This is a genomic window from Paenibacillus sp. FJAT-27812 (assembly GCF_001273905.1).
Lineage (GTDB): Bacteria > Bacillota > Bacilli > Paenibacillales > Paenibacillaceae > Pristimantibacillus.
This window is the reverse complement of record NZ_LIGH01000001.1, coordinates 883,280-904,263: the sequence shown is the minus strand read 5'-3', so window position 1 is coordinate 904,263 and position 20,984 is coordinate 883,280. Positions and strand designations below refer to the sequence as shown.

The following is a 20,984-nucleotide window of genomic DNA, read 5'->3' as shown; positions in this document are numbered from 1 at the left end:
TAAAGGCAGGTCATCATACATATGTCGAGTAAAAAAGAAAAAATCGAAGCGCCTAAAATTCCGGACGGTTTAACAGCATTAGACGTCCCTGATTACGAATGGGCGGACGAGCATGAAATTAGCGACAGCATCATTCAAGATTGCAGCATTCAAAATCAATCAGCCTATAAGGTTTGCTTCGACAGGGTCGTGCTCAGCAATGTGGTGTTCCGGGGCACTAGCCTGCGGAAAGCGGAATTTACCGATGTTCGTTTTGAAAACTGCGATTTATCGAATATTGATCTGAGCGAAACGATTATGCACCGGGTTTCATTTCATAACTGCAAGCTGCTTGGCATGGATATTACAGGCTCGACGCTGCGCAACGTATGGTTCGAGCAATGTTACGCGGATTATGCGGTACTGCGCTTCTCGAACGCGAAGGGCGTTAAGTTTGAGAAAAGCTCGCTAGCGAAAGCGGACATGTCGAATATGACCTTGGCTCAATTTTATTTAAGGGAAGTGAATATCGATCAAGCGCAGCTGTCCCAGACGAAGCTTGGCGGCATCGATATAAGCAGCTGCGAATTTAACGGCTTGGGCGTATCGCTCGAGGATTTGCGCCGCTGCATCATCTCGCCGGCGCAGGCGATTACGTTCGCGACGATTTTTGGGCTGGTTGTGGACGATGGCATGTAATGACATAGGGAATACGAACGCAACCCCGGAAGGCTTATAGCCTGAAGGGGTGTTTTTTTGCGCTTGCGGCAGCGGCAAGGTTGTATTAATTCACCTGTGCACAGAGTGAACAAATCAAACTTAAGTTCATATTTCTGCGTTGGAAAAGCTATAACACGGGTCATTCTGGAAGTTCATTCCCGTCCGAATTGTTCAGTTGAAGAGGCAGCGCATCTCCGTTATCATTCGGTGTGACGTTCCAAAGCACATCATTTGTAAACGCATACAACAGGAGCGATATTAGGGATTGAAGGAGGAATACCATTGTTACGGAAAAAGAAATGGTTGTCTTTGGCGCTCTGCTGCTCTTTGCTCGCATCCTTTCTCACCTCGCTGGCACCTGCTTATGCGGCGAATGAAAGCCAGATGACAACAGCTGCTGTCACGGACGAATTTACGGAACAGGAGCTGAAGGATAACGACTACATTGTTTATTTCGTCAATGCAGGGGACGCAACGCCAGCAACGGTGGAGGGCAGCGATAAGCTAGGCCTCTATAGCTCGGTTACCGAGCAGGTGTATGGGGTCGACCCGATAACGAAAAAATCATGGGGTTTAGTCACAACGACCAGCGCGACGAACGTGCGCGATGCAACGACGAAATCGGGCTCATTGCGATACTATAACGGTACACAAGTGAGAGATAAGGCAATTTCTTACGATTTTGAGCTGCCGCAGGGCGAATATGACGTGACATTCGGCTTCAGCAACCCATGGAGCGGGAGAAGCGTGAATTTGCTTTTGGAAGGGAATAACGTATCCGGCGGTGATTTTGCAATCGGCGGCGATGGAGCCGAGAAGGTCGTTACCTATCGCAAGGTCAATGTGACCGATGGGCAGTTGAATGTGCGCATACAAGGGCCGGCAACCGCTGCGCTCTCCAATTACAATGATCCGCTTATTAACTATCTCGTCATAAGATTGAACATTACGGTGCCGCTTGCTGATTTGGAAAATAAAATAGCGGCAGCCAAGCTGGAAGCGGCGGGCACGAATTATACGCCGTACAGCCTCGCAGCATTAAATAAAGTGATTCAAGAGAGCGAGACGCTGCTTCAATCGCTGCTGAGCAGCGGCGCCGACATTACGGAGCCTGCGGTGCAGGAGCAGATTATCTCCGGGATCGCAGCGTTGTCGAAAGGAATATCGGAGCTGGCGATAAATGAGCCGTACGATTCTTTTAAGCCGGGGGATATTTGGCGAGATACGAACGGAGCGCTTATTCAGGCGCATGGCGGCGGCATGATGTACGATGAGGTGACCAGCACCTATTACTGGTACGGCGAGGATAAAACTTACGGTTATTTGCCGGCCCGCGGGGTCAGGGTGTACGCCTCGAAGGATCTATACAACTGGGAGGATCATGGGCTTGCGCTTACCGCGATTGAGTCTGCCGATGATTTTGTGAACGATCCTCTTATTTCAGAGCTGTACGCTGGCAGAGAGGACAAAGCGGACATTTTGAATGATATCGGCACGGATCGGATCATTGAGCGTCCGAAGGTGATTTATAACGATAAGACCAAAAAATATGTGATGTGGATGCATACAGACGGTCCGAGCGCTACGTCAACGGCTAACTACGCGAAGGCAGAAGCGGGATATGCGCTCAGCGACTCTCCTTTTGGGCCATTCGTGTACCAGGAAAGCCATCGCATGGATCGTGCTCCGGAGGGAGCTGCGGACAACGGCCAGCCAAACCAGCCGGGGATGGCGCGCGATATGACCTTGTTCAAGGATGATGACGGTACAGGCTACTTGGTTTATTCCAGCGAGGAAAATTTGACGATCTATATTTCCAAATTAAATGATTCCTACACAGATGTAGTAGGTTGGCATAAGGATGGCAATGTTGAGCGCGATATAGCATACAAAGCGGTTCATGGCGTCGATTATGTACGTGTATTCCCGCTTGCCCAGCGCGAAGCACCAGCTTTGTTCAAGTACCAAGGGAAATACTACATGATTACGTCCGGCGCCACGGGATGGGCTCCGAACGTGGGCAAATATACGGTTGCCGACAACATTATGGGACCATGGAAGACGATGCGCGATGTCGCGCCGGGCAGCTCTACGACCTTCGGCTCGCAAAGCACACAGGTTATACCGGTAGATGCTGCCGCAGGCAAATTCATTTATATGGGTGATCGTTGGAATCAAAACGATCTTGCGAATTCCCGTTACATCTGGATGCCGATTGAATTTGGCCAAGGTGATGAGATCGCTTTGCGCTGGCAGGATGAATGGAAACTTGATGTGCTGGACGGTATGGGGAAAGTAGAGGTAAATACCACGCTTCCGGCAAGCACGACTATTGGAGTGGCACCTGCGCTACCGGATGTCGTTAATGTGACTTTATCGGACGGTACGATAAAGGATACGCCTATTGCTTGGAGCGTGAATGCCGATTCATTCCAAAAGCCAGGCGTGGTAAACATCAGCGGCTTGTTAACGGAACTATCGAACAAGAAGGTTGAGATTCAGCTGTATGTCATCCCTAAAGGCGGCGCATATTTTGTCCATGCAGGCGGTGCTGACACCCAGGATTATAAGGACATGATTGCGTTAATGGGCGAGGAAAATGTGCTTAACGGAGCCATTATCGATCAGAAATACGATCCTGTGAATGGTCAAAGCTGGGGGTATGTCGGAGACAATACGTTGACGTCGGGAACGAGCTCCGGCGATCTCTTCGGCTCCTTGCGGTATTTGAAGGGCAATTCCGGCGATGATCTCACCTATCGCTTCGATATCGGCAACGGAAGCTACAATGTCTATGTCGGACTATATGATCCTTGGTCCCAATATTCAAATGGCAAACGAATAGCTGATCTATTATTGAATGGCACGGTGAAAACGAACGGATACGTCTTCACGGCTGCAAAGGATGTATTAAGTTATGACGATGTAGCCATCACGGATGGCAAGCTTGAGCTGACGGTACATAGGTCGGCCAATGCGGGAGCATCCAGCTCCGATCCGCAAATAAGCTGGATCATGATTGCGGAGAACGGCGAGAAGCCGAGCCCGAGCCCAAGTCCCGATCCGACACCAACACCGACACCGACATCAAGTCCGGACCCGACACCGACATCAAGTCCGGACCCGACACCAAGCCCGGATCCAACGGCAAGCCCAAGCACGGACCCGACACCAAGTCCAGTGTCGACACCGAATCCAAACACGAATCCGACGCCTAGTCCGTCGCCGAGTATATCACCGAGTGCAACGCCAAGCCCAAGTGCCGAACCGCAGCCGGTTTTCCCTGATGCTGTAGGGCACTGGGCAAGCGCATCGATTGCCAAGCTTGCCGCCCAAAAAATACTGGGAGGTTTTCCTGACGGCAGCTTTAAGCCGGATAAGCAGATGAGCAGAGCAGAGTTTGCGGCTGTCGTTTCCAGATTGCTTCATTTGGAGCCTTCAGAAGGTAAAACGAGCTTTGAGGATATTCCGTCAACAGCCTGGTATAACCAATATGTTATGGGCTTGTATGAAGCGGGAATCATTACAGGCTTTCAGGACGGCAGCTTCAAGCCGAATCTAGAGCTGACGAGAGAAGAGGCTTTCGTTATTTTGCACAGAGCATTGAAGGATCAATTAAAGGTTTTAGCTGATGCGAGCAAGCCGACCTTTACGGACAAGGCAGGCATATCCAGCTGGGCTAATGAAGCGATTGAAGCTTTAACGGCGGCTGGTGTAATCAAAGGATACGAGGACGGCACCTTGCGTCCAAAAGACAAGATTACGCGCGCGGAGATTGCGTCGATCGTAGCTAGCCTCGTAAAATCATAATAATTACGAAAGGCATCCTCGATAACGGGATGCCTTTCGTTTATTTTTAAAGCATAAAAATGATATACTGTTGTGAAAACAATCGATTATTATGGCAAACGATGATATGATTTAAATAACTAAATTAGACGATTAATTGTGCGCATGTAGGAGGCTATTTACAGATGGAGTACATCAGTACAAGAGGAAATGTTGGCAAAATAGGATTTATCGATGCGTTTATGATGGGTCTGGGCAATGATGGCGGTCTGCTTGTGCCTAACGAAATTCCGGTTATTTCCGCGGACACGTTGAAGGAATGGCAGGAGCTAAGCTATCAGGAGCTGGTGCTCGCGATATTCTCGCATTTTACGAACGGTGAAATTCCTGAGCAGGATCTAAAAGATATGGTATATGCGAGCTATTCGACCTTCCGCGATCCGGAAGTGACGCCGGTGCGCAAATTGAAGGATGATCTTTATTTGCTGGAGCTGTTCCACGGCCCGACGTTCGCTTTTAAAGATATCGCCCTGCAATTTATGGGCCAGCTGTATACGTATGTAGCGGCTAAACAAAATAAAAAAATTCATATTCTCGGAGCAACCTCCGGCGATACTGGCGCTTCGGCGATCGAAGGCGTCAAAGGCAAGGAAGGCATCAAAATTTGTATCTTGCACCCGCATGGCAAAGTAAGCAAAGTGCAGGAGCTTCAAATGACGACGGTTCAAGAGGACAACGTGCTGAATCTGTCGGTGGACGGCAACTTTGATGATTGCCAGCGCATGATTAAGGATTTGTTCGCTGACCTTGACTTTAAGGCGACCAATCATTTGGCGGCGATCAACTCGATCAACTTCGTCCGTATTTTGGCGCAAACGGTTTACTACTTCTACGCCTATTTCCAAGTCGTGAAGATGGCGGATGCGAAGCAAGTAAACTTCAGCGTACCGACGGGCAACTTCGGCGATATTTTTGCAGGTTATTTGGCGAAGCGTATGGGCCTTCCGGTTGGCAAGCTCATTCTAGCTACGAACGAAAACAATATTTTGGAGCGCTTTATCCTTGAGGGCGTGTACAAGCCAGGAGATTTCCGCAGCACGTACAGCCCGTCGATGGATATTCAAGTAGCAAGCAACTTCGAGCGTTACTTGTACTACGTGCTGGGCGAGGATGCCGCACAAATCCGTACGCTGATGGATCAGTTCAAAGCGGAAGGACAAATTGTCATTTCCGGAGAAGCGCTGAGCAGGGTGCAAGCGGAATTTGGCGCGCATGGGGTACAAGGGCAAGAGTGCTTGAGCACGATTAAGAAATATGAAGCGGAAAATGGCTACTTGCTTGATCCGCATTCCGCTTGCGGCGTAGCAGCGGCTGATAAATACAGCGGCGAGCAAGGGATCACGATCTCGCTTGCGACAGCTCATCCGGCTAAGTTTAACGAAGCCATTGAGCTTTGCGGAATCGAGCAGCAATTCCCTGAGCAAATCGCTTCGCTATTCAACAAAGAGCAGCGCCAGACTCGCGTAGACGGTTCGCTTGCGGCGGTAGTCCGTGAACTGGAAGTTTTCTATAACGCAAAATAATAATGATTCAACTATCAAATAAAGCTGCGGTAATGAAGGGATTCGCCTTCTTGCTGCAGTTTTTTTTAATTCAAGCTGAAATTTTTCTCTTATTTTTACATATTGTAACAAATTGAGACAAATGGTATGATTTACAAAACTGCCATTCTAGGAGGAAATACAGGGGTGTCTTATCTATCTAAAACAACAAAAGAAGACATAATGGAAGGCAATTACGACCGTCCAATTGGTGTGAGCATACTTGCTATCTTACTTATTATTAACGGTGCTGTGCTATTAGTAGCACAGTTATTAGCATTTTCTAAGCTGAATGAAGCATCCTCATTTATCGGGGTATCTAATGTTTTTTTTCAAGGAGCACTTGGTTTTTTAGGGGTTCTTGGCATTACTGCCGGGATCGGGATGTGGCGTGGGAAAAAAGTGGGTTGGTGGCTAGCCATCTTTTACTTCGCATATGAAATTACTCGAAACGTAAATGCATGGTTTACCATTAAAGTGATTTCAGATCAGTTTGCTGTTTCAGGACAGAGCCTGAATAGCTATTACATTAAATACGGGATAAGGATTTTATGGAATGTCCTGATTTTATATTTTATGTGTCGTGAAAATGTTACGTTTTTTTTCAATACAACGGAAACGAAAAAGTGGAAAGCGCTGCTTATTGTGTTTGCCTATTGTATAGCGATTTTATTATTGGGTTCCATCTTAAACCTATTCAATTAGTAGGGCTGTTGTATTACAAAAGCACTTCCATATAAAATTGAAGCGAAAAGAGCCACTTCAGCAATCTGAAGTGGCTCTTTTGCGATAGAAGCATCTACACTTATTTGCGTGCGGTTATAAAAAACCGATGCTCCGTACTTTGAATAAAGCCATTCTGCTCCAGCTTTTCTTGCAATAGGATGAGTTTATCCAAGCACTCTCGCACCGAAAATCCAGGAAACTCCCATTCAATGATTTTCGCAAAATAAACCAAAGCCCCCACATCATAAAATTGCAGTAAAGGGAAATGCTCCATACCCTCAATGACTGTAAACCGTGCCTTCAATAGTTCGTCTCGGCAGGTTTGCAGATTAAAGTTGGGATCCGTTAAGCTCACTTGTTGGCCGAGCAGAAACGTTGATAATTCCCTGTTGTTTTGTCCGCCAACCTGCTGGGTCACGAAAATGCCGCCAGGTTTTAAAATTCGGTGAACCTCTTGCGCGGAGAAGGATTCATGCCGATTGATGACCAGATCAAAAAAATCACTCTCAAACGGCAGCTCATGATCATCGCTCACCAGCCTTACATCAATTCCAAATGCGGGCAGCGTATTTTTGCATAGCTCATAATTAGGCGTATAAGCTTCGGTTGCATAAGTTTTGCCCTTTGGAGGAGAGAGCGACAATAAAAACTCCCCGCCGCCCGTTCCCATATCCAACAGGGTAGTCGTGCTTTTCATTTGGTTTAATACGGTTGCATTGTAATCCCAAGGCAGCTCTTGCGTTGCTGTACGGTTCGCGAGATAAGAGAAATCCCAACGCTTATGTGGATTAGGTGCAGTTAACTGATAACAATTATAGATTAAGCCCGATACTCTGTAGATTTTCAAGAAAAATAAAGTCTTAGACTGCCGGTAAATTATTGAACTATTTTTCCTCGTTAGCTCAATAATTAACTTTTCCATGTACCGTCTGCTTTTGTTACTTGCCATTTACCATTTTTGTTTTCAACAATGACTTTTGTTCCGATAGCTCTGTCACCAGCTCTGTACTTAGAGCCTTCAACAACAATTTGCTTATTTGAAATCTCAGTCTTTTCGACTCGTAACAAAACGCCATTTAGAACCAAAGTCTCGGGGTCAAGTAACCCTTTGGCTTCTAGTTGCTCATAAGTCGCTTCCATTACTTCAACATTGTATTTATCAAAATGCGCTAGAATTTGTTCTTTATCTGTTTCATCAAGGTCTTTAAAGTTACTCATGTCAATGGCAATATATTTCATATCACCATTTAAACCATTATCAATTGGCATATACGCATCTAAAGCCAAGCTATACAGTTCTCCCATATCTTTTGTGGACTTGGTGTTCGAACATGCAGTAGCTAACATAATACAGAATAAAGCAAGACATAACGACAATTTTGTAATTCTCATTTTCATCCTCCCTAACTCATCAGACGAAAAAAATCGATCATTGTTTCAAACTTGTTCTTATTATTATTTTCCCAATCTCCAATAACGCCTTACTCCGCTATCTTGCCAGTTGGCTGAACAAGGAGATTTTTTAATTAAAATGCAGTTTCCATACATAAGAAGGTAATCTGTACAAAAAAAGCGCAGAGCTGTTGGTTTCAACTCCGCGCTTTTTTGGTTATGCGGTCATCTTTTCTTCAACTTTTCGAGCTAGTCTTAATGCACCCTTTTTTTCAACTTTTCGGGCTAGTTTTAATGCACCTTGATCGATATATTTCATATAGTAATGCGACAAAATAAATAAGGGCACCATGGAAACGGTAAACGTAATTGCATAGGCAAGATTATAACTAAAATGATGAATCACTTTACTAAACAGGAACGCGGAGAACGTATTTAGGAAAGTGAAATGAATGAGGTAAAGGGAAAATGAAATCTGTCCTAAATAAGCAAACGGTTTCCATCCAAACACATGCTGCAGCGCTTTTAAACGAAGCAGAGCAAACAAAATCATAGCAGAACCTAGGGTTCGTGCAAGAAGTCGCGGATCGATGTTAAATTGAATCCAATCATTGATATTTTTTGTCCACACCTCTATGGGTTCGTACATAGTCCCTATTAATGGAGTATAAGGCGCCGAACCTAAGTAAATCCCCATTAAAAGTACAAGCACTACCGTTATTTTACTTTGGACCCATTTGTGCTTGAGCAAATCGGCAAGCAGCATTCCCCACAAAAAAGCGACAAAATAGGTTTGGATAAACGCAAAGGATAAGACCACATACACAATCCATCTTTGTTTCACTCGTCCAAATAAAGCAAGAAAACCAAAAATTAAAAAAGAACCTAATAGCTCATAGCTCATTGTCCAAAGGACTGGATTGTAAGGATGTGCTTTAAAGCGGAAAAACGGATCAAAAATAGCAGCCTTGATAACGGTATATATATTTGTATCTAGATCGTAGTAGTTCTTTTTCATATCCGTCCATGTTGTTCCCCATATTTCCTGGAGATAAAAGGCATTTGTAATAATTGCTAGATACACAAGCAATACGGATACCGCTGCCGGCACGGCAAGCCGAATGTACCTTCGTATGGCGCTGGAATGCAACAATTTTTGAAAGGTCTCACTATCGAGCTCTTTTTCAAACATTTTGACACTGAGCACATAACCGCTTAGCACAAAAAACAAACAAACGGCAAACTGTCCATTATAAAATAAATTAATCGGAGAATGTCCGTACCAGATATCCCATTTAAAATGAGCTTGTTGCGGTCTTCCATTTAATGCAGCTGGATAAAATACTTGTATGTAGTGCGAAATAACCACGGCAAATGCCGCGAGTCCCCTGATGCCATCCAAATAGAATAGCTTTCTTTCGGATGTCTCTTTATTCATTTTTACCCTTCTTTCATGAACAAAACTAGTATACGGTTATTGAAACGTCCTTTGGCTTAATAGAGATAACCTAAAAGATCTAGTTCACCCTCGACCCAATCGATCTTTCCTACTTTTTTAATCATTAATTCATCCAATTGTTCTAATCCTATACCAGTTGTAATCTGAGTTTCATTATCAATTTTCACCCATTTACATTTGTTCTTTACTGGCCTATATCCATTTCTCAAATACAAGGTCATGTTATCTGCAAATAAAAGGATAAAATCAATATATCGTCCCACAGAAAACTTATCAATCTCTAAAAGCAAAGTGGAACCTACACCTTGCGAGCGAGCGTTTGGCGAAACGCACAAATCAATTACGCCGAGTACCCTTACTGGCTTCCCGTTTAAATTCATTACCCGATAATCTAATCCAACCTGTCCTATGAGCTGATTTTCTTGATTAAAAGCTAGAAATCTAAATTGCGGTAATTGCTTAAAATAAATTCTATCCCTAGGATATAAAAATGGGAAACTATCGGTTAATAATTGTTGTATACTTGCTTCTAATTCATTACCTATACCATATTCAAATACTTTGTCTATTTTCAAAATCACTTCTCCAATACGTGTATATTTGTTTTAACTTGGCGATATCTCCGTCAACAATCATATTTTCCGATTCATAATAGGACTGCTGCCCGTTAAAGAATTAGACTGAGAAAATAAAGGATTAGACTGGTAACCCCTTTTTAAAAATTGTTCACTTTTCCATTGGCTTTCCATATCTCACTAAAACATGCCAGAGTAATTTTAATTCTTGCAAAACTTCTTTGTAGGTTCCTCTATCGCTCCAATTACTTGGATTTCGTTTCAAGTCCATAGCTGCCAAGCCAATCATATTTACATCAATAAAATCATATTGCGCAATTCTTTTGGCTAGTGAAGGCATCGTAGGACCTCTAAAATCCATAGGAACCTCATCAACCAAAAGTGTAAAGCCCATGTGCCAGTAAAGATCAACGGAATACTTTAAACATATCTGTTCTAAGATTCGTCCAGTATGGGTGCCTTTAAATGATGGATCGGCAACAAGCATCTTTACGTGTTCTTTAAGAAAAATGTCACCATGCACTTGAGCTTCGATATAGTGGTTAAGATTTCGGTTCGGCTCTTTGTTTGATGGATTTTGGAATGGTTTCTCAAGATTGACGAGCATATGGTCGATTAACTTTCGAACTGTCAGATTTCTTTCGCCAATGGCAAAATCACTATAGAACGCATCCTTCATGAGAGCAGCCAAAATGAGGTCAAATGCCTCATACGTCCCTTTTTCAGTGGGGTCTTGGTGAGAATCCAAATAAGTATAAGTGCAGCGATGAGAGACCTCAGTGGATAAAAGGAAATAGCATGATCCAAAACGTGGTGCAGGCCCATCGGGATGTAACATGACATTGAGTGCCCCATACTTGGGCCGTTCGCTATTGGTTGAGCCATTTATTTGGTACGCTCCGCCAAACATTTTATTCTCCCAAACGTCACGTTCGCCACCCGAAAATGCTGATACACTTCCATTCGATAGGAAAGTCTCAAACTGGCTTTTATAAATCCCCTGCTCAAGCAGTGCTTCAGCAACGCTTTTCATGGTCGGGTCTAATCTATCTGGGTGAAAGTGTAGAGCAATACTTGCGTGAGATTTTAGTTTAGTGATAGCATCTTCATATGTCTTCAACTCGATGTTGGACATTCGAAGGATTTCCCTAATTGTTTGCTCCACTTCATTTTTGCGGCTTCTTGCGTATTTGGTTATATACTCTTGAGCTAATTGCTGAGACCTCGATAATTCCATGGGCAGAAGGGTCCTTTCCTTTTTTATAGAATCATAATATATGATGGACAGTAAGGGAAATTCCAGATAAAGTTATTAAATTCTTCTGACAATTGAATCCTATATTTTTTCTATATTATACAATAACTCCCTTGCAAAAGTGGAAGAATGATGAGGTGCTGTGGATGCAAATCGTTGATTTAACTCGTGACGCTAAAGGGAAGATGGAAGAGGTTGCTCGCTTGCTGCTCGAAGGATTTACGGAGTCTTGGAATGAATGGGACGAGTGCTTGGAGGAAGCAGAAGAATCGTTGCAGGAAGAACGAATAAGCAGAATCGCGGTAAATGATGAAGGAAGGGTTGTCGGCTGGATAAGCGGGGTAAGCAATTATGGCGGCAACGTTTGGGAGCTCCACCCGCTAGTCGTACATAAGGATTATCAAGGGCAGGGAGTCGGTAAAGCGTTGGTTTATGATTTTGAAAGCCGCGTAAAGGAAAAGGGCGGCATCACCGTATATCTCGGAACAGACGATGAGAGCGGCGGTACCACTCTTTTTGGACAAGAGCTTTATCCTGACGTACTGGGTAACCTGAAGCAGATTCAAAATATAAGCAACCATCCGTTTGGCTTCTATAAGAAGCTTGGTTATGAAGTTGTAGGGGTACTGCCTGATGCTAACGGCTTTGGGAAGCCGGATATTTTTATGGCGAAGCGCGTAAAGTGAACTCTGTATATTTCTTTGCGGAAATATAACCGTGGAGCCTTACCGGCTGTTCTGGCCTAATAAGCCGGATGATCTGGAGCGCGCGCTGGATGAGGAATAAGGAGATGGAGGGATTAACATGTTAGCTGTCATTACGCAAGTTGCTAATGGGCACACCGTTCGTTTCGAGCGCCGTCTGAAGCATCCAGTCGAGAAGGTCTGGTCTATGCTGACGGAAAACGATAAGCTGGCAAAATGGTTCTCCGAGCTGCGGGTCGACGACCTGCGCGAAGGCGGTATTATTAAGTTCGATATGCAGGACGGTACGTTTGAAGAGATGGAAATCCTCGAGCTTAAGGAGCATTCCTTATTGGAGTATACATGGGGCGAGGATCAAGTCCGGTTTGAATTGTACCCGGAGCCGAAAGGCTGCCGCTTGGTTCTAATCGAGAAAGTGTCTAAAATAACAGCCCATACGCCAAGAGATATTGCCGGCTGGGACGTATGCCTGGATGTCATCGAAGCGCTGCTTGAAGGCAGGACAATCGAATCACGCAAAGACGTTTGGAAAATCAAATACGACAAGTATGTACAAGCCTTTGAAAATTTGCCTCAAGCGTAGATTGAACCATTGAATCAGCAAGCAGCTTGAATGATTTGGATGTGAGTAAAATAATAGGTGCGATTTTTATATTTATATTGGCTGGATTAGCGGAAATAGGCGGAGGTTATCTCGTGTGGTTATGGCTCCGTGAAGGAAAGCCGCTCTATTGGGGAATCTTTGGAGGAGCGGCATTAGCGTTATATGGCGTTATTGCTACGTTTCAATCCTTCCCATCGTTCGGAAGAGTCTATGCGGCATACGGCGGGGTGTTTATCGCGCTTGCTGTCCTATGGGGATGGCTCGTTGATAAAAAAACACCGGATTTGTATGACTGGATCGGCGCCGGCATTTGTCTAATCGGGGTTTCGGTCATTCTTTGGGCGCCGCGGCATTAAAAAACGTGCAGAATAATCATTTACAGACCAGGGAAGCATTTGATAACATAGACGGAATAACAAAAAGGCGATGACGAGAAGAGTAAATAAAACCATTCCTGCACAGAGAGCTCCGGCAGCTGAAAAGGAGCAAGGAATGCTTTATTGAAACAAGTCTCTGAGCATCACACCGGAACCTGAACAAGGGGATGCTGTGACGGGAGCTCCTGTTATAGAGCTAGAGTATAAGCATCCATTGGTGCCGTACTTGAAGAGGTTGATATGGCGACATATCAACGAATCTGGGGTGGTACCGCGAAAGATTTCGCCCCCAAGACTTAAAGTCTTGGGGGTGAAATTTTTTTTTTGTTTTTGCAGACGTAAGGAGAAAAGAATCGCGGTACTAACTCTACAATGGAGGTTTTACGATGAATAACGATAGAAAAGCGGAAGTGGACCATTTTTTATACAAAATCATAAATGAAGATATTCAAGCGGGAGTTTTCAGCAGGCCGATGTGCACGCGTTTCCCGCCAGAGCCTAACGGCTACCTGCATATCGGAAGCGCCTACGCCATTCATACGAACTATACGATCGCGCAAAAGTATAACGGGAAGTTTCATTTGCGCTTTGACGATACGAATCCTTTGAAGGAGGATATCGAATATGTGCGGGCCATTGCGGAGGACATCATTTGGCTTGGCTACAGTCCGGGCAACCATATTTACTATGGCTCAGATTATTCGAATGATATTTATGCAGCTGCCGCTGCGTTAATCAGGAAAGGCAAAGCTTACGTCTGCGATTTATCGCCGGAGGAGGTTACGGAATATCGGGGGACGCTAACGGAGCCCGGCAAGAACAGCCCTTACCGCGATCGCTCCATAGAGGAAAACCTGGACTTGTTTGAAAAGATGAAAAAAGGTGATTTTCCAGCGGCATCAAAGGTACTGCGTGCCAAAATCGATATGGGCTCGCCCAACATCAATTTAAGAGATCCCGTTATCTACCGCATTATCCACGCGGAGCACTACCGAACGGGGAAGGAGTGGTGCATCTATCCGATGTACGATTTTGCCCATCCGATTCAAGACGCTATCGAGGGCATTACCTATTCCTTATGCTCTATTGAATTCAAAGACCATCGTCCGTTATATGAATGGGTATTGCAGGAGCTGGATATCAAGGAGCCGCCAAAGCAAAGAGAGTTCGGAAGGCTGAATCTAACCGGAGTCGTGACGAGCAAACGATTTTTGCGGCAATTGGTTGAAGGGGAATTTGTTGACGGATGGGATGATCCAAGGCTGCCTACGATTCGCGGGCTGCGGAGAAGAGGTTTTACGCCGGAGAGCATTCGAAGCTTCATCGATGAAATTGGCATGATTAGAGCACAGAATTCCGTTGATATCGCGATGCTGGAGCATGCGGCAAGACAGGATTTGAAAGCGAGGGTGGGCGGTGTAATGGCTGTTATCCATCCGCTGAAAGTGGTTATTACCAATTATCCGGACGGTCAAACGGAGCCGTTGAGCATCGATAACAATAGCGAGAATGAAGCGCTCGGCAAACGGGAGGTTACCTTCTCCAATACCTTATATATCGAAAAGGACGATTTTATGGAGGAGCCCGCCAAAGGCTTCCACCGGCTGGCGCCTGGCGCGGAGGTACGGCTGATCGGTGCTTATTTCATTAAGTGCGAAGAGGTCGTTAAGGATGAGACGACAGGGGAGATCTTGGAGCTGCGCTGCACGTATGATCCGCAAACGAAAAGCGGAACAGGCTTTACCGGTAGGAAGGTGAAGGGGACGATCCACTGGGTATCAGCGGGTCACGCGGCGAAGGCTGATGTCCATTTGTATGAGAACCTGCTGCTTGATTATGAAGCGCCGAAGGATGGCATGGTCGATTGGGAGAGTGCCGTCAATCCCAGCTCATTAGTTGTCGTTAAGGATTGTATGATCGAAACCTTTGCAGAGAAGCCTCGGGCAGAGGACAAATTCCAATTCGTGCGTCATGGTTATTTTTGCGTGGATAAGAAATATACGACCGATGAGAAGCTGGTGTTCAACCGGATCGTACCGCTTAAGGATACGTGGAGAAAGAAATAATGCAGCAAATGAGGATGGTCCCGCCGAAGGTCATTGATCTTGCGGGGCCTTTCTTTTTTTAGGTTGAGCGTCATTAAAGATGAATGGTAAAATCATACATAAGTGTTTTGAACGGGAAGCAAGCAACAGGAAATGAGGGGATCAAATGATTTGGTCGAAGCTGCGGTCATCCATGTTGACGGTTATGTTTATGCTCATGCTTCTCCCGGCAGCAGCGAGCGCCAATGGGGGACCGCTTGTCGACCCTGCACTCGGTTATGGGCTGCTGAGGTTTGACGAAAAATCGAATATTAGCTTAGTTCGAGAGAAAGTGGTGTACAACGTCAACAAAGGCGAAAGCCGCTATAATGACGAGGGGGAAGTCACGGTTATGTATGAGCTGCATAATCGTAACGATGCCCGGAAGGAGATTGAGGTGCTGTTTTTAACCCCTTCCCTAAAAGGGTTAACCGTTACGGAAGGGGACATGACCATCAATGCAAGTCCGGCGGGGAATGAAAAACCGTTTAATTGGCGTCCTCCCGCGAAAAAGACGGTTGCCGATCCGGTAAGCGGCAAAGAGCTAAGCATAGCTCACTATGGATTAGGCTATGAGCGAGCGGAAGGCTCCCGATTTCCACTTTCATTCGAACCAAACGAAACCAAACCTATCGTCATCCACTATACGGAGGTGGGCGGCATGTACGATAAGGGCGTTATTAACATGATCTATTCCCATTTGTATTATTTGACGCCTGCCGCCTATTGGGAGGGCAAACCGCAGGTTGAGCTGGAAGTGAATCTATACGCGCCAGGCGGGAAAATCCATTCGAATCTGCCTATGGAGCAGATCAGCCCGACTGCCTATAAAGCTGTTTTCAATGATTTGCCTACCGAGGATTGGTACTTTTCTTATACGTATCCGAGTAGATTGCTTTTTCCGACGAACGTCGAGAAGGATCATAACCTGCTGGTGCTCGGATCGGTGGCGGGGTTGACGGTTATTGCGGGAGCGCTTGCGATAAGCTTTAGAAGGAGCCTTATTTTCACATGGTGTGCAGTTGGCATATGGGCGTTTACGGTCTATTCTATTTCGAAAATGGGCGGCTACCCGTTTAATGTTATTTTCGTAGCTTTTACCGATATCGTGGTGGGCGTGGGCTTGCTGATGTGCAGTGTCCTTGTTCGTAAAATCATTCGCAGACGAATGATCGATTCATAGTTTTCGCCAGATTGCTCGGACAGCTGCTTGCCTACGTTGGATGGATGATTGGTCTCTTGTTCAGTAAGCTTGAGCGTCTGGCCGAACCTCCCGTGCTTTTGACCGCATTTGCGGCTAATCTGCGAATGGTCGTGACAGTATTATAGCTAAATACTGCTAAAACCTAAACGCAAGACAACACGCTTCTTTTAAAAATGCCGAATTAGACGTAAAATATAAGAAACAACAGAGGAGAGAATGAAATGACGAATGAAGCAATAGCAATCAATCACGATGATCTTTTGGCAGACTTGGAGTACCGAGGGCTGGTACAGCAATTCACCAACCGCGAGGAATTACATAAGAAGCTCACTAGCGAGCGCGTTGTGCTTTACTGCGGATTCGATCCGACAGCAGATAGCCTCCATATCGGAAGCCTGCTTCCGATTCTATGCTTGCGCCGCTTTCAACAAGCGGGCCATATCCCGCTCGCGCTGGTCGGCGGTGGAACGGGATTGATTGGCGATCCGAGCGGACGCTCAACGGAGCGGTCGCTTAACACGTCGGAGACGGTGTCACAATGGACGGATAGCTTGAAGCGTCAGCTGTCTCGTTTTCTTGATTTTGAAGCTCAGGAAAATTCGGCTAAGCTCGTAAGCAATTACGACTGGATTGCACCGCTGGATGTTATTACGTTTCTGCGGGACGTAGGCAAAAACTTTACGGTCAACTACATGCTAGCGAAGGATTCCGTCGATTCACGCTTGTCATCGGGCATTTCCTTCACCGAGTTCAGCTATATGATTTTGCAAGCCTACGACTTCCACAAGCTGCATCAAGAGCATAACTGTTCCCTGCAGATTGGCGGCAGCGACCAATGGGGCAACATTACGGCAGGCCTTGACCTAATCGGCAAAATGGGCGGCAAAGACGCATACGGAATGACGATGCCGCTCGTTACCAAAAGCGATGGCAAAAAGTTCGGCAAATCCGAATCCGGCGCTATCTGGCTCGATCGCTCGAAGACGTCCGCCTATCAGTTCTATCAATTTTGGATCAATACGGAAGACAGCGATACGATTAAGTTTTTGAAATATTTCACCTTCCTGTCCCGCGCTGAGATCGAGGCGCTGGAGAGCGAGCTTCAGGCTGCTCCGGAGAAACGTGTTGCCCAGCGGGAGCTTGCTCGCGAAATCACACGCCTGGTTCACGGCCAAGAGGCGCTGGAGAGCGCAGAGAAAATTACGCAGGCATTCTTCTCGGGCGATGTGAATCAACTGAGCGAAGCGGAGCTTATCGAAGCGCTGCAGGACATGCCTACAACGGTGCTGACGAATAGAGAAGAGATCACGCTTATGGATCTGCTGATTGAATCAGGCGCTGCGCCGTCCCGCCGCCAAGCGAAGCAGGACATTACGAGCGGCTCGATCTCGATTAATGGAGCGAAGCAAACGGACGCTGAGGGCGTTGTCGGCAGAGAGCAAAGACTGTATGGCAAATTCGTCGTCCTGCGCCGCGGGAAGAAAAATTATTTCCTCATTCGCTTCGAATAGTTTGGAAGTCAACCGCAATACGCCTGCTGCCTGAGCGAGAGACAATCGCCTAAAGCGCACCGCAGCATAAGCTGTCCCAAACGCGCATAAGGAATTGTACGAGCCCCAAATCTATACGGAAAAACGCCTCCAAACCCACTGTAGCTGTGGGGATGGAGGCGTTTTTTTTACTCAACTAACGTACCTGTTTTTACTAAGCCGCTCTTCAATGCCTCACGCCGAGTGCGCGAATGGGAGATACTGAAGGTTGTTGCGGCAATGGCTGCTGCGAGAATAACGCCGGTTGCTCCAATCCAGCTGATTGAGGTAAGCGATGCTTGCTCGACGATGACGCCGCCAAGTCCGGCGCCCGCAGCCATGCCTAGCTGCAGCACGGAGGTATTCAGGCTGAGCATAATGCCGGAGGCTCCAGGGGCAAGCGACATTAAGTGAAACTGCTGAGTTGGGCCAGAGGACCAAGCGGTGAATGCCCAAAACATCAGCAAAGGGAATACGATGACAGGCGATTGGCCTGCCAGCGAAAGCAGAACAAGCGCAACCGTGTGGAACAGCATGCCGGTAACTAGGGTGCGAGGAGCTCCCCATCTATCGGTGCTGTAGCCTCCGAGCTTGGAGCCAATCAGGCTCGCGATTCCGAAGGCGAATAACGCTGCGCTCACGCCTTGTTCGGTCAGCTTTGTCACCGTAAGCAAAAATGGTGATATATACGTGTAAACGATGGAGTACCCGCCAATCCATAAGAAGGTAATCGTCAAGCCGATCGCGATTTTGGGCTGTTTCAACAAGGCGATCTGTTCACGAAGCGGAATAGGCTCCTCGCCATCGGATTGCGGGATAGTAACCAATATTAAAAGCATGGCGAGCAGACCGAGTATGCCGATCGCTCCGAAGATAAGCGGCCAATCATAAACGGATGCGGCAACCCTGCCAAGGGGAACGCCAACGATAAGAGCCGTGCTGAAGCCCATCACAAGCGTTGCGATAGCACTTCCTTGTTTGCCGGCAGGAGCTAACTTCGAAGCGACGGTTAGAGCGGTTACGACGAACACCCCGGTGCTGACAGCGAGGACAACTCTTGAAACGATTAAAAATTCAAACCCAGGCAAAGCAACGGCAATTAAATTGCCTACTGCAAATACGCCAAGGGCGTACAACAGCAGCCGGCGGCGCTCCATGCGTGCGGTTAAAGCCATAAGAATAGGCGTGCCAAAAGCATAAGCCAGCGAAAAAACGGTAATCAATTGGCCGGCAGCTGAGACGGTAACGCCAACATCTGCGGCGACCTTATCCAATATGCCTGCAATGATAAATTCGGATGTCCCGACCAGAAAGCTGATAATAGCCAGCATGTATATTTTCCACGTATTCGACATACCTATAAAGCTCCTCTCTCCACTCCACTGTTTTTATATTTCTAAATATATAGAAATAGACCCTAAAAAAAATTACTCCAACAAATATGGCGCGTACTTCTTCGCCATTTCGCGGTTCACGCTGTAGTAGATATACGTTCCGTCCTTGCGGAGATTGAGCAATCCGCATTCCGTCAATTGCTTCAAGTGATGGGAGAGTGTAGAGCCGGCAACGGATTCCAGCTTAGTGCCAATATCGGAGCAGCACAAATTTTTCTCCTCCGTCAGAAGCAGAGCTATTTTCAGCCTGGTTGGCTCACCGAGCGCTTTGTATACTTTGACAGCTTGACGGACGTCCGCAAGGTCTTCTACCATAGTGACTTCACCTTTTTCCAGTAGTTGTTATTTCTATATGTGTAGAAATAAGATAGCACACCTTTTTTATAATGTAAACAGGAAAAATGAGCGCAATGGTGATTTTCTTTTTTCCTCCCCATAATCGACTCGCAATATTTTAGCAAAAAAAAGAGGCTGCGTGCAGCCCCTCTCCTCCATGTGACTACAGCTCATGGGCCTGAACCCAAGCAGATAAAAACTTCAGCTTTCCGTCAAAATAACCGTCATCCTGCCATGCTCCCCAAATGCCGCTGCGCCCCGTATGGAGCCCCATCAACCACAGCTGCCTGACGGCAACGAACACCGGAATAAGCGCCAGATCCTGCTGGCTTAAAGGGCGTTCCGCCATATAGGCTTCGATGAAAGCATCCCAGCATTCATGCTTAAAGCCATCTTCTTTGCCGTGAACAAGATCCCACAAATAAACAGACAGATCATAGGATCGCCAGCCGATCCCGCAGCAGTCAAAATCAAAGTGTGTCAGGCCGCCGTCTGCCGTGTGAAACACATTCCACCCATGCAAATCTCCGTGGCATACTCCCCAGTCATATGCCCCGTCCGCGGCGGAAGCCAGATGCTTGCTCAGACGGCCCGCAATATCTTCCACAAGCTTAATGTCATCCGGGCGATGCTGCAAAAACGGGAGCAGCTGCGCAAGCGGCTCATCGAGCAGATGCTTGGCATCAAGCTCAAAGCGTTTGTGCCGGGGCTCATAGCGGTCCATAGCCCCATGAAGCTCAGCGATCGCGCTCCCATAGGTTCTGCTGGTCTCCAAATCGACCTTGCCCGTTCCATATGCGTAACTGAATAGCGCAGCGTACCGCACACCCTCTGGGGCGTTAAGCTCCGTCAGCCATCCGCCGTCACGCCTTGCAATCGGGTGGGAAACCGGTAGGTCGCAGCCCTTCAAGAAATCAAGCAGATCCAGCTCGAAGAGAATGTCCGATTCGGTTCGCCAGTTGTGCTTGTAAATCCGCAGCACATATTTTCCGGTATCCGTGTCGACCGCATACGTATCATTTAATCCATTGGAAACGAACCGGCTCTTGAGCGGCGTGCCTATATCATATAGCAAGGCCATTGCCGCAAAAAGCTCATCCTTGTGAAAAACAGTATGTATCGCAGTAGGAGAGAGCATATCGTAATCATCCTTCAATTCGTATTCTCGTTATCTAAATCTATCCTATCCGAATCCAGCACAGAAAGAGATAGAAATAATGGCTATAATTGTTTTTTACTTCGCGCTTAGTCGTCTA

18 protein-coding genes and 1 other annotated feature are annotated in these 20,984 nt (G+C 46.5%); of the genes, 10 read left to right on the top strand and 8 right to left on the bottom strand.

Annotated features, from left to right (window positions below; all coding sequences use genetic code 11):
- Nucleotides 1–21: 21 nt before the first annotated feature.
- The 4 genes from ADU23_RS03865 (at nt 22) to ADU23_RS03850 (ending at nt 6,794) form a co-directional block, all read left to right on the top strand.
- On the top strand, nt 22–678 hold the full coding sequence (locus tag ADU23_RS03865) for a pentapeptide repeat-containing protein (protein WP_053372545.1): 657 nt from the start codon (nt 22–24) through the stop codon (nt 676–678).
- A 303-nt stretch (nt 679–981) separates the two neighbouring features.
- On the top strand, nt 982–4,509 hold the full coding sequence (locus ADU23_RS03860; protein WP_053372544.1) for an S-layer homology domain-containing protein: 3,528 nt from the start codon (nt 982–984) through the stop codon (nt 4,507–4,509).
- Nucleotides 4,510–4,673: 164 nt separating this feature from the next.
- Complete coding sequence (gene thrC / locus ADU23_RS03855; RefSeq protein ID WP_053372543.1) at nt 4,674–6,071, top strand: threonine synthase; 1,398 nt, start codon at nt 4,674–4,676, stop codon at nt 6,069–6,071.
- Nucleotides 6,072–6,236: 165 nt separating this feature from the next.
- A complete protein-coding gene (locus tag ADU23_RS03850) occupies nt 6,237–6,794 on the top strand; it encodes a hypothetical protein (RefSeq protein WP_053372542.1) in 558 nt (185 codons plus the stop codon).
- Nucleotides 6,795–6,894: 100 nt separating this feature from the next.
- On the opposite strand, the gene ADU23_RS03845 is transcribed toward ADU23_RS03850, so the two are convergent.
- The 5 genes from ADU23_RS03845 to ADU23_RS03825 all read right to left on the bottom strand — a co-directional run bounded on the left by ADU23_RS03845 (nt 6,895) and on the right by ADU23_RS03825 (nt 11,478).
- Complete coding sequence (locus ADU23_RS03845; protein WP_231637302.1) at nt 6,895–7,662, bottom strand: class I SAM-dependent methyltransferase; 768 nt, start codon at nt 7,660–7,662, stop codon at nt 6,895–6,897.
- A gap of 62 nt (nt 7,663–7,724) precedes the next feature.
- Nucleotides 7,725–8,207, bottom strand: a complete 483-nt coding sequence (locus tag ADU23_RS03840) for a hypothetical protein (protein ID WP_053372541.1) — start codon at nt 8,205–8,207, stop codon at nt 7,725–7,727.
- Nucleotides 8,208–8,424: 217 nt separating this feature from the next.
- Complete coding sequence (locus tag ADU23_RS03835; protein ID WP_053372540.1) at nt 8,425–9,645, bottom strand: acyltransferase family protein; 1,221 nt, start codon at nt 9,643–9,645, stop codon at nt 8,425–8,427.
- A 56-nt stretch (nt 9,646–9,701) separates the two neighbouring features.
- Complete coding sequence (locus ADU23_RS03830) at nt 9,702–10,247, bottom strand: GNAT family N-acetyltransferase (protein WP_231637301.1); 546 nt, start codon at nt 10,245–10,247, stop codon at nt 9,702–9,704.
- Nucleotides 10,248–10,392: 145 nt separating this feature from the next.
- Entirely contained in the window at nt 10,393–11,478 is a 1,086-nt protein-coding gene (locus ADU23_RS03825; protein ID WP_053372538.1) for a DUF3626 domain-containing protein, read from the bottom strand.
- Nucleotides 11,479–11,642: 164 nt separating this feature from the next.
- On the opposite strand from ADU23_RS03825, the gene ADU23_RS03820 reads away from it, so the two are divergent.
- The 6 genes from ADU23_RS03820 (at nt 11,643) to tyrS (ending at nt 17,980) form a co-directional block, all read left to right on the top strand.
- Nucleotides 11,643–12,182: a GNAT family N-acetyltransferase gene (locus ADU23_RS03820; RefSeq protein ID WP_053372537.1), complete on the top strand. Its 540-nt coding sequence runs from the start codon at nt 11,643–11,645 to the stop codon at nt 12,180–12,182.
- A gap of 118 nt (nt 12,183–12,300) precedes the next feature.
- Entirely contained in the window at nt 12,301–12,783 is a 483-nt protein-coding gene (locus ADU23_RS03815) for an SRPBCC family protein (RefSeq protein WP_053372536.1), read from the top strand.
- Between the two features lie 50 nt (nt 12,784–12,833).
- Nucleotides 12,834–13,160: a YnfA family protein gene (locus ADU23_RS03810; protein ID WP_053377448.1), complete on the top strand. Its 327-nt coding sequence runs from the start codon at nt 12,834–12,836 to the stop codon at nt 13,158–13,160.
- 61 nt (nt 13,161–13,221) lie between these two features.
- Nucleotides 13,222–13,475, top strand: a binding site (T-box leader).
- A 92-nt stretch (nt 13,476–13,567) separates the two neighbouring features.
- Entirely contained in the window at nt 13,568–15,247 is a 1,680-nt protein-coding gene (locus tag ADU23_RS03805; RefSeq protein ID WP_053372535.1) for a glutamine--tRNA ligase/YqeY domain fusion protein, read from the top strand.
- A gap of 145 nt (nt 15,248–15,392) precedes the next feature.
- Nucleotides 15,393–16,448, top strand: coding sequence for a hypothetical protein (locus ADU23_RS03800; protein WP_053372534.1), 1,056 nt, complete (start codon nt 15,393–15,395; stop codon nt 16,446–16,448).
- 242 nt (nt 16,449–16,690) lie between these two features.
- Complete coding sequence (gene tyrS, locus ADU23_RS03795; RefSeq protein ID WP_053372533.1) at nt 16,691–17,980, top strand: tyrosine--tRNA ligase; 1,290 nt, start codon at nt 16,691–16,693, stop codon at nt 17,978–17,980.
- A 167-nt stretch (nt 17,981–18,147) separates the two neighbouring features.
- On the opposite strand, the gene ADU23_RS03790 is transcribed toward tyrS, so the two are convergent.
- From ADU23_RS03790 to ADU23_RS03780, 3 genes are all read right to left on the bottom strand, one after another.
- Nucleotides 18,148–19,353, bottom strand: coding sequence for an MFS transporter (locus tag ADU23_RS03790; protein WP_053372532.1), 1,206 nt, complete (start codon nt 19,351–19,353; stop codon nt 18,148–18,150).
- A gap of 72 nt (nt 19,354–19,425) precedes the next feature.
- On the bottom strand, nt 19,426–19,707 hold the full coding sequence (locus ADU23_RS03785) for an ArsR/SmtB family transcription factor (protein WP_053372531.1): 282 nt from the start codon (nt 19,705–19,707) through the stop codon (nt 19,426–19,428).
- Between the two features lie 184 nt (nt 19,708–19,891).
- Entirely contained in the window at nt 19,892–20,884 is a 993-nt protein-coding gene (locus ADU23_RS03780) for a phosphotransferase (protein WP_157265583.1), read from the bottom strand.
- Nucleotides 20,885–20,984 lie beyond the last annotated feature (100 nt).

Bases quoted from the DNA above. Each gene is read 5' to 3' on its own strand.
- ADU23_RS03865 (WP_053372545.1), top strand. From the start codon at position 22: ATGTCGAGTAAAAAAGAAAAAATCGAAGCGCCTAAAATTCCGGACGGT.
- ADU23_RS03815 (WP_053372536.1), top strand. From the start codon at position 12,301: ATGTTAGCTGTCATTACGCAAGTTGCTAATGGGCACACCGTTCGTTTC.
- ADU23_RS03820 (WP_053372537.1), top strand. From the start codon at position 11,643: ATGCAAATCGTTGATTTAACTCGTGACGCTAAAGGGAAGATGGAAGAG.
- tyrS (WP_053372533.1), top strand. From the start codon at position 16,691: ATGACGAATGAAGCAATAGCAATCAATCACGATGATCTTTTGGCAGAC.
- ADU23_RS03790 (WP_053372532.1), bottom strand. From the start codon at position 19,353: ATGTCGAATACGTGGAAAATATACATGCTGGCTATTATCAGCTTTCTG.
- ADU23_RS03835 (WP_053372540.1), bottom strand. From the start codon at position 9,645: ATGAATAAAGAGACATCCGAAAGAAAGCTATTCTATTTGGATGGCATC.
- thrC (WP_053372543.1), top strand. From the start codon at position 4,674: ATGGAGTACATCAGTACAAGAGGAAATGTTGGCAAAATAGGATTTATC.
- ADU23_RS03840 (WP_053372541.1), bottom strand. From the start codon at position 8,207: ATGAGAATTACAAAATTGTCGTTATGTCTTGCTTTATTCTGTATTATG.
- ADU23_RS03800 (WP_053372534.1), top strand. From the start codon at position 15,393: ATGATTTGGTCGAAGCTGCGGTCATCCATGTTGACGGTTATGTTTATG.
- ADU23_RS03805 (WP_053372535.1), top strand. From the start codon at position 13,568: ATGAATAACGATAGAAAAGCGGAAGTGGACCATTTTTTATACAAAATC.
- ADU23_RS03825 (WP_053372538.1), bottom strand. From the start codon at position 11,478: ATGGAATTATCGAGGTCTCAGCAATTAGCTCAAGAGTATATAACCAAA.
- ADU23_RS03785 (WP_053372531.1), bottom strand. From the start codon at position 19,707: ATGGTAGAAGACCTTGCGGACGTCCGTCAAGCTGTCAAAGTATACAAA.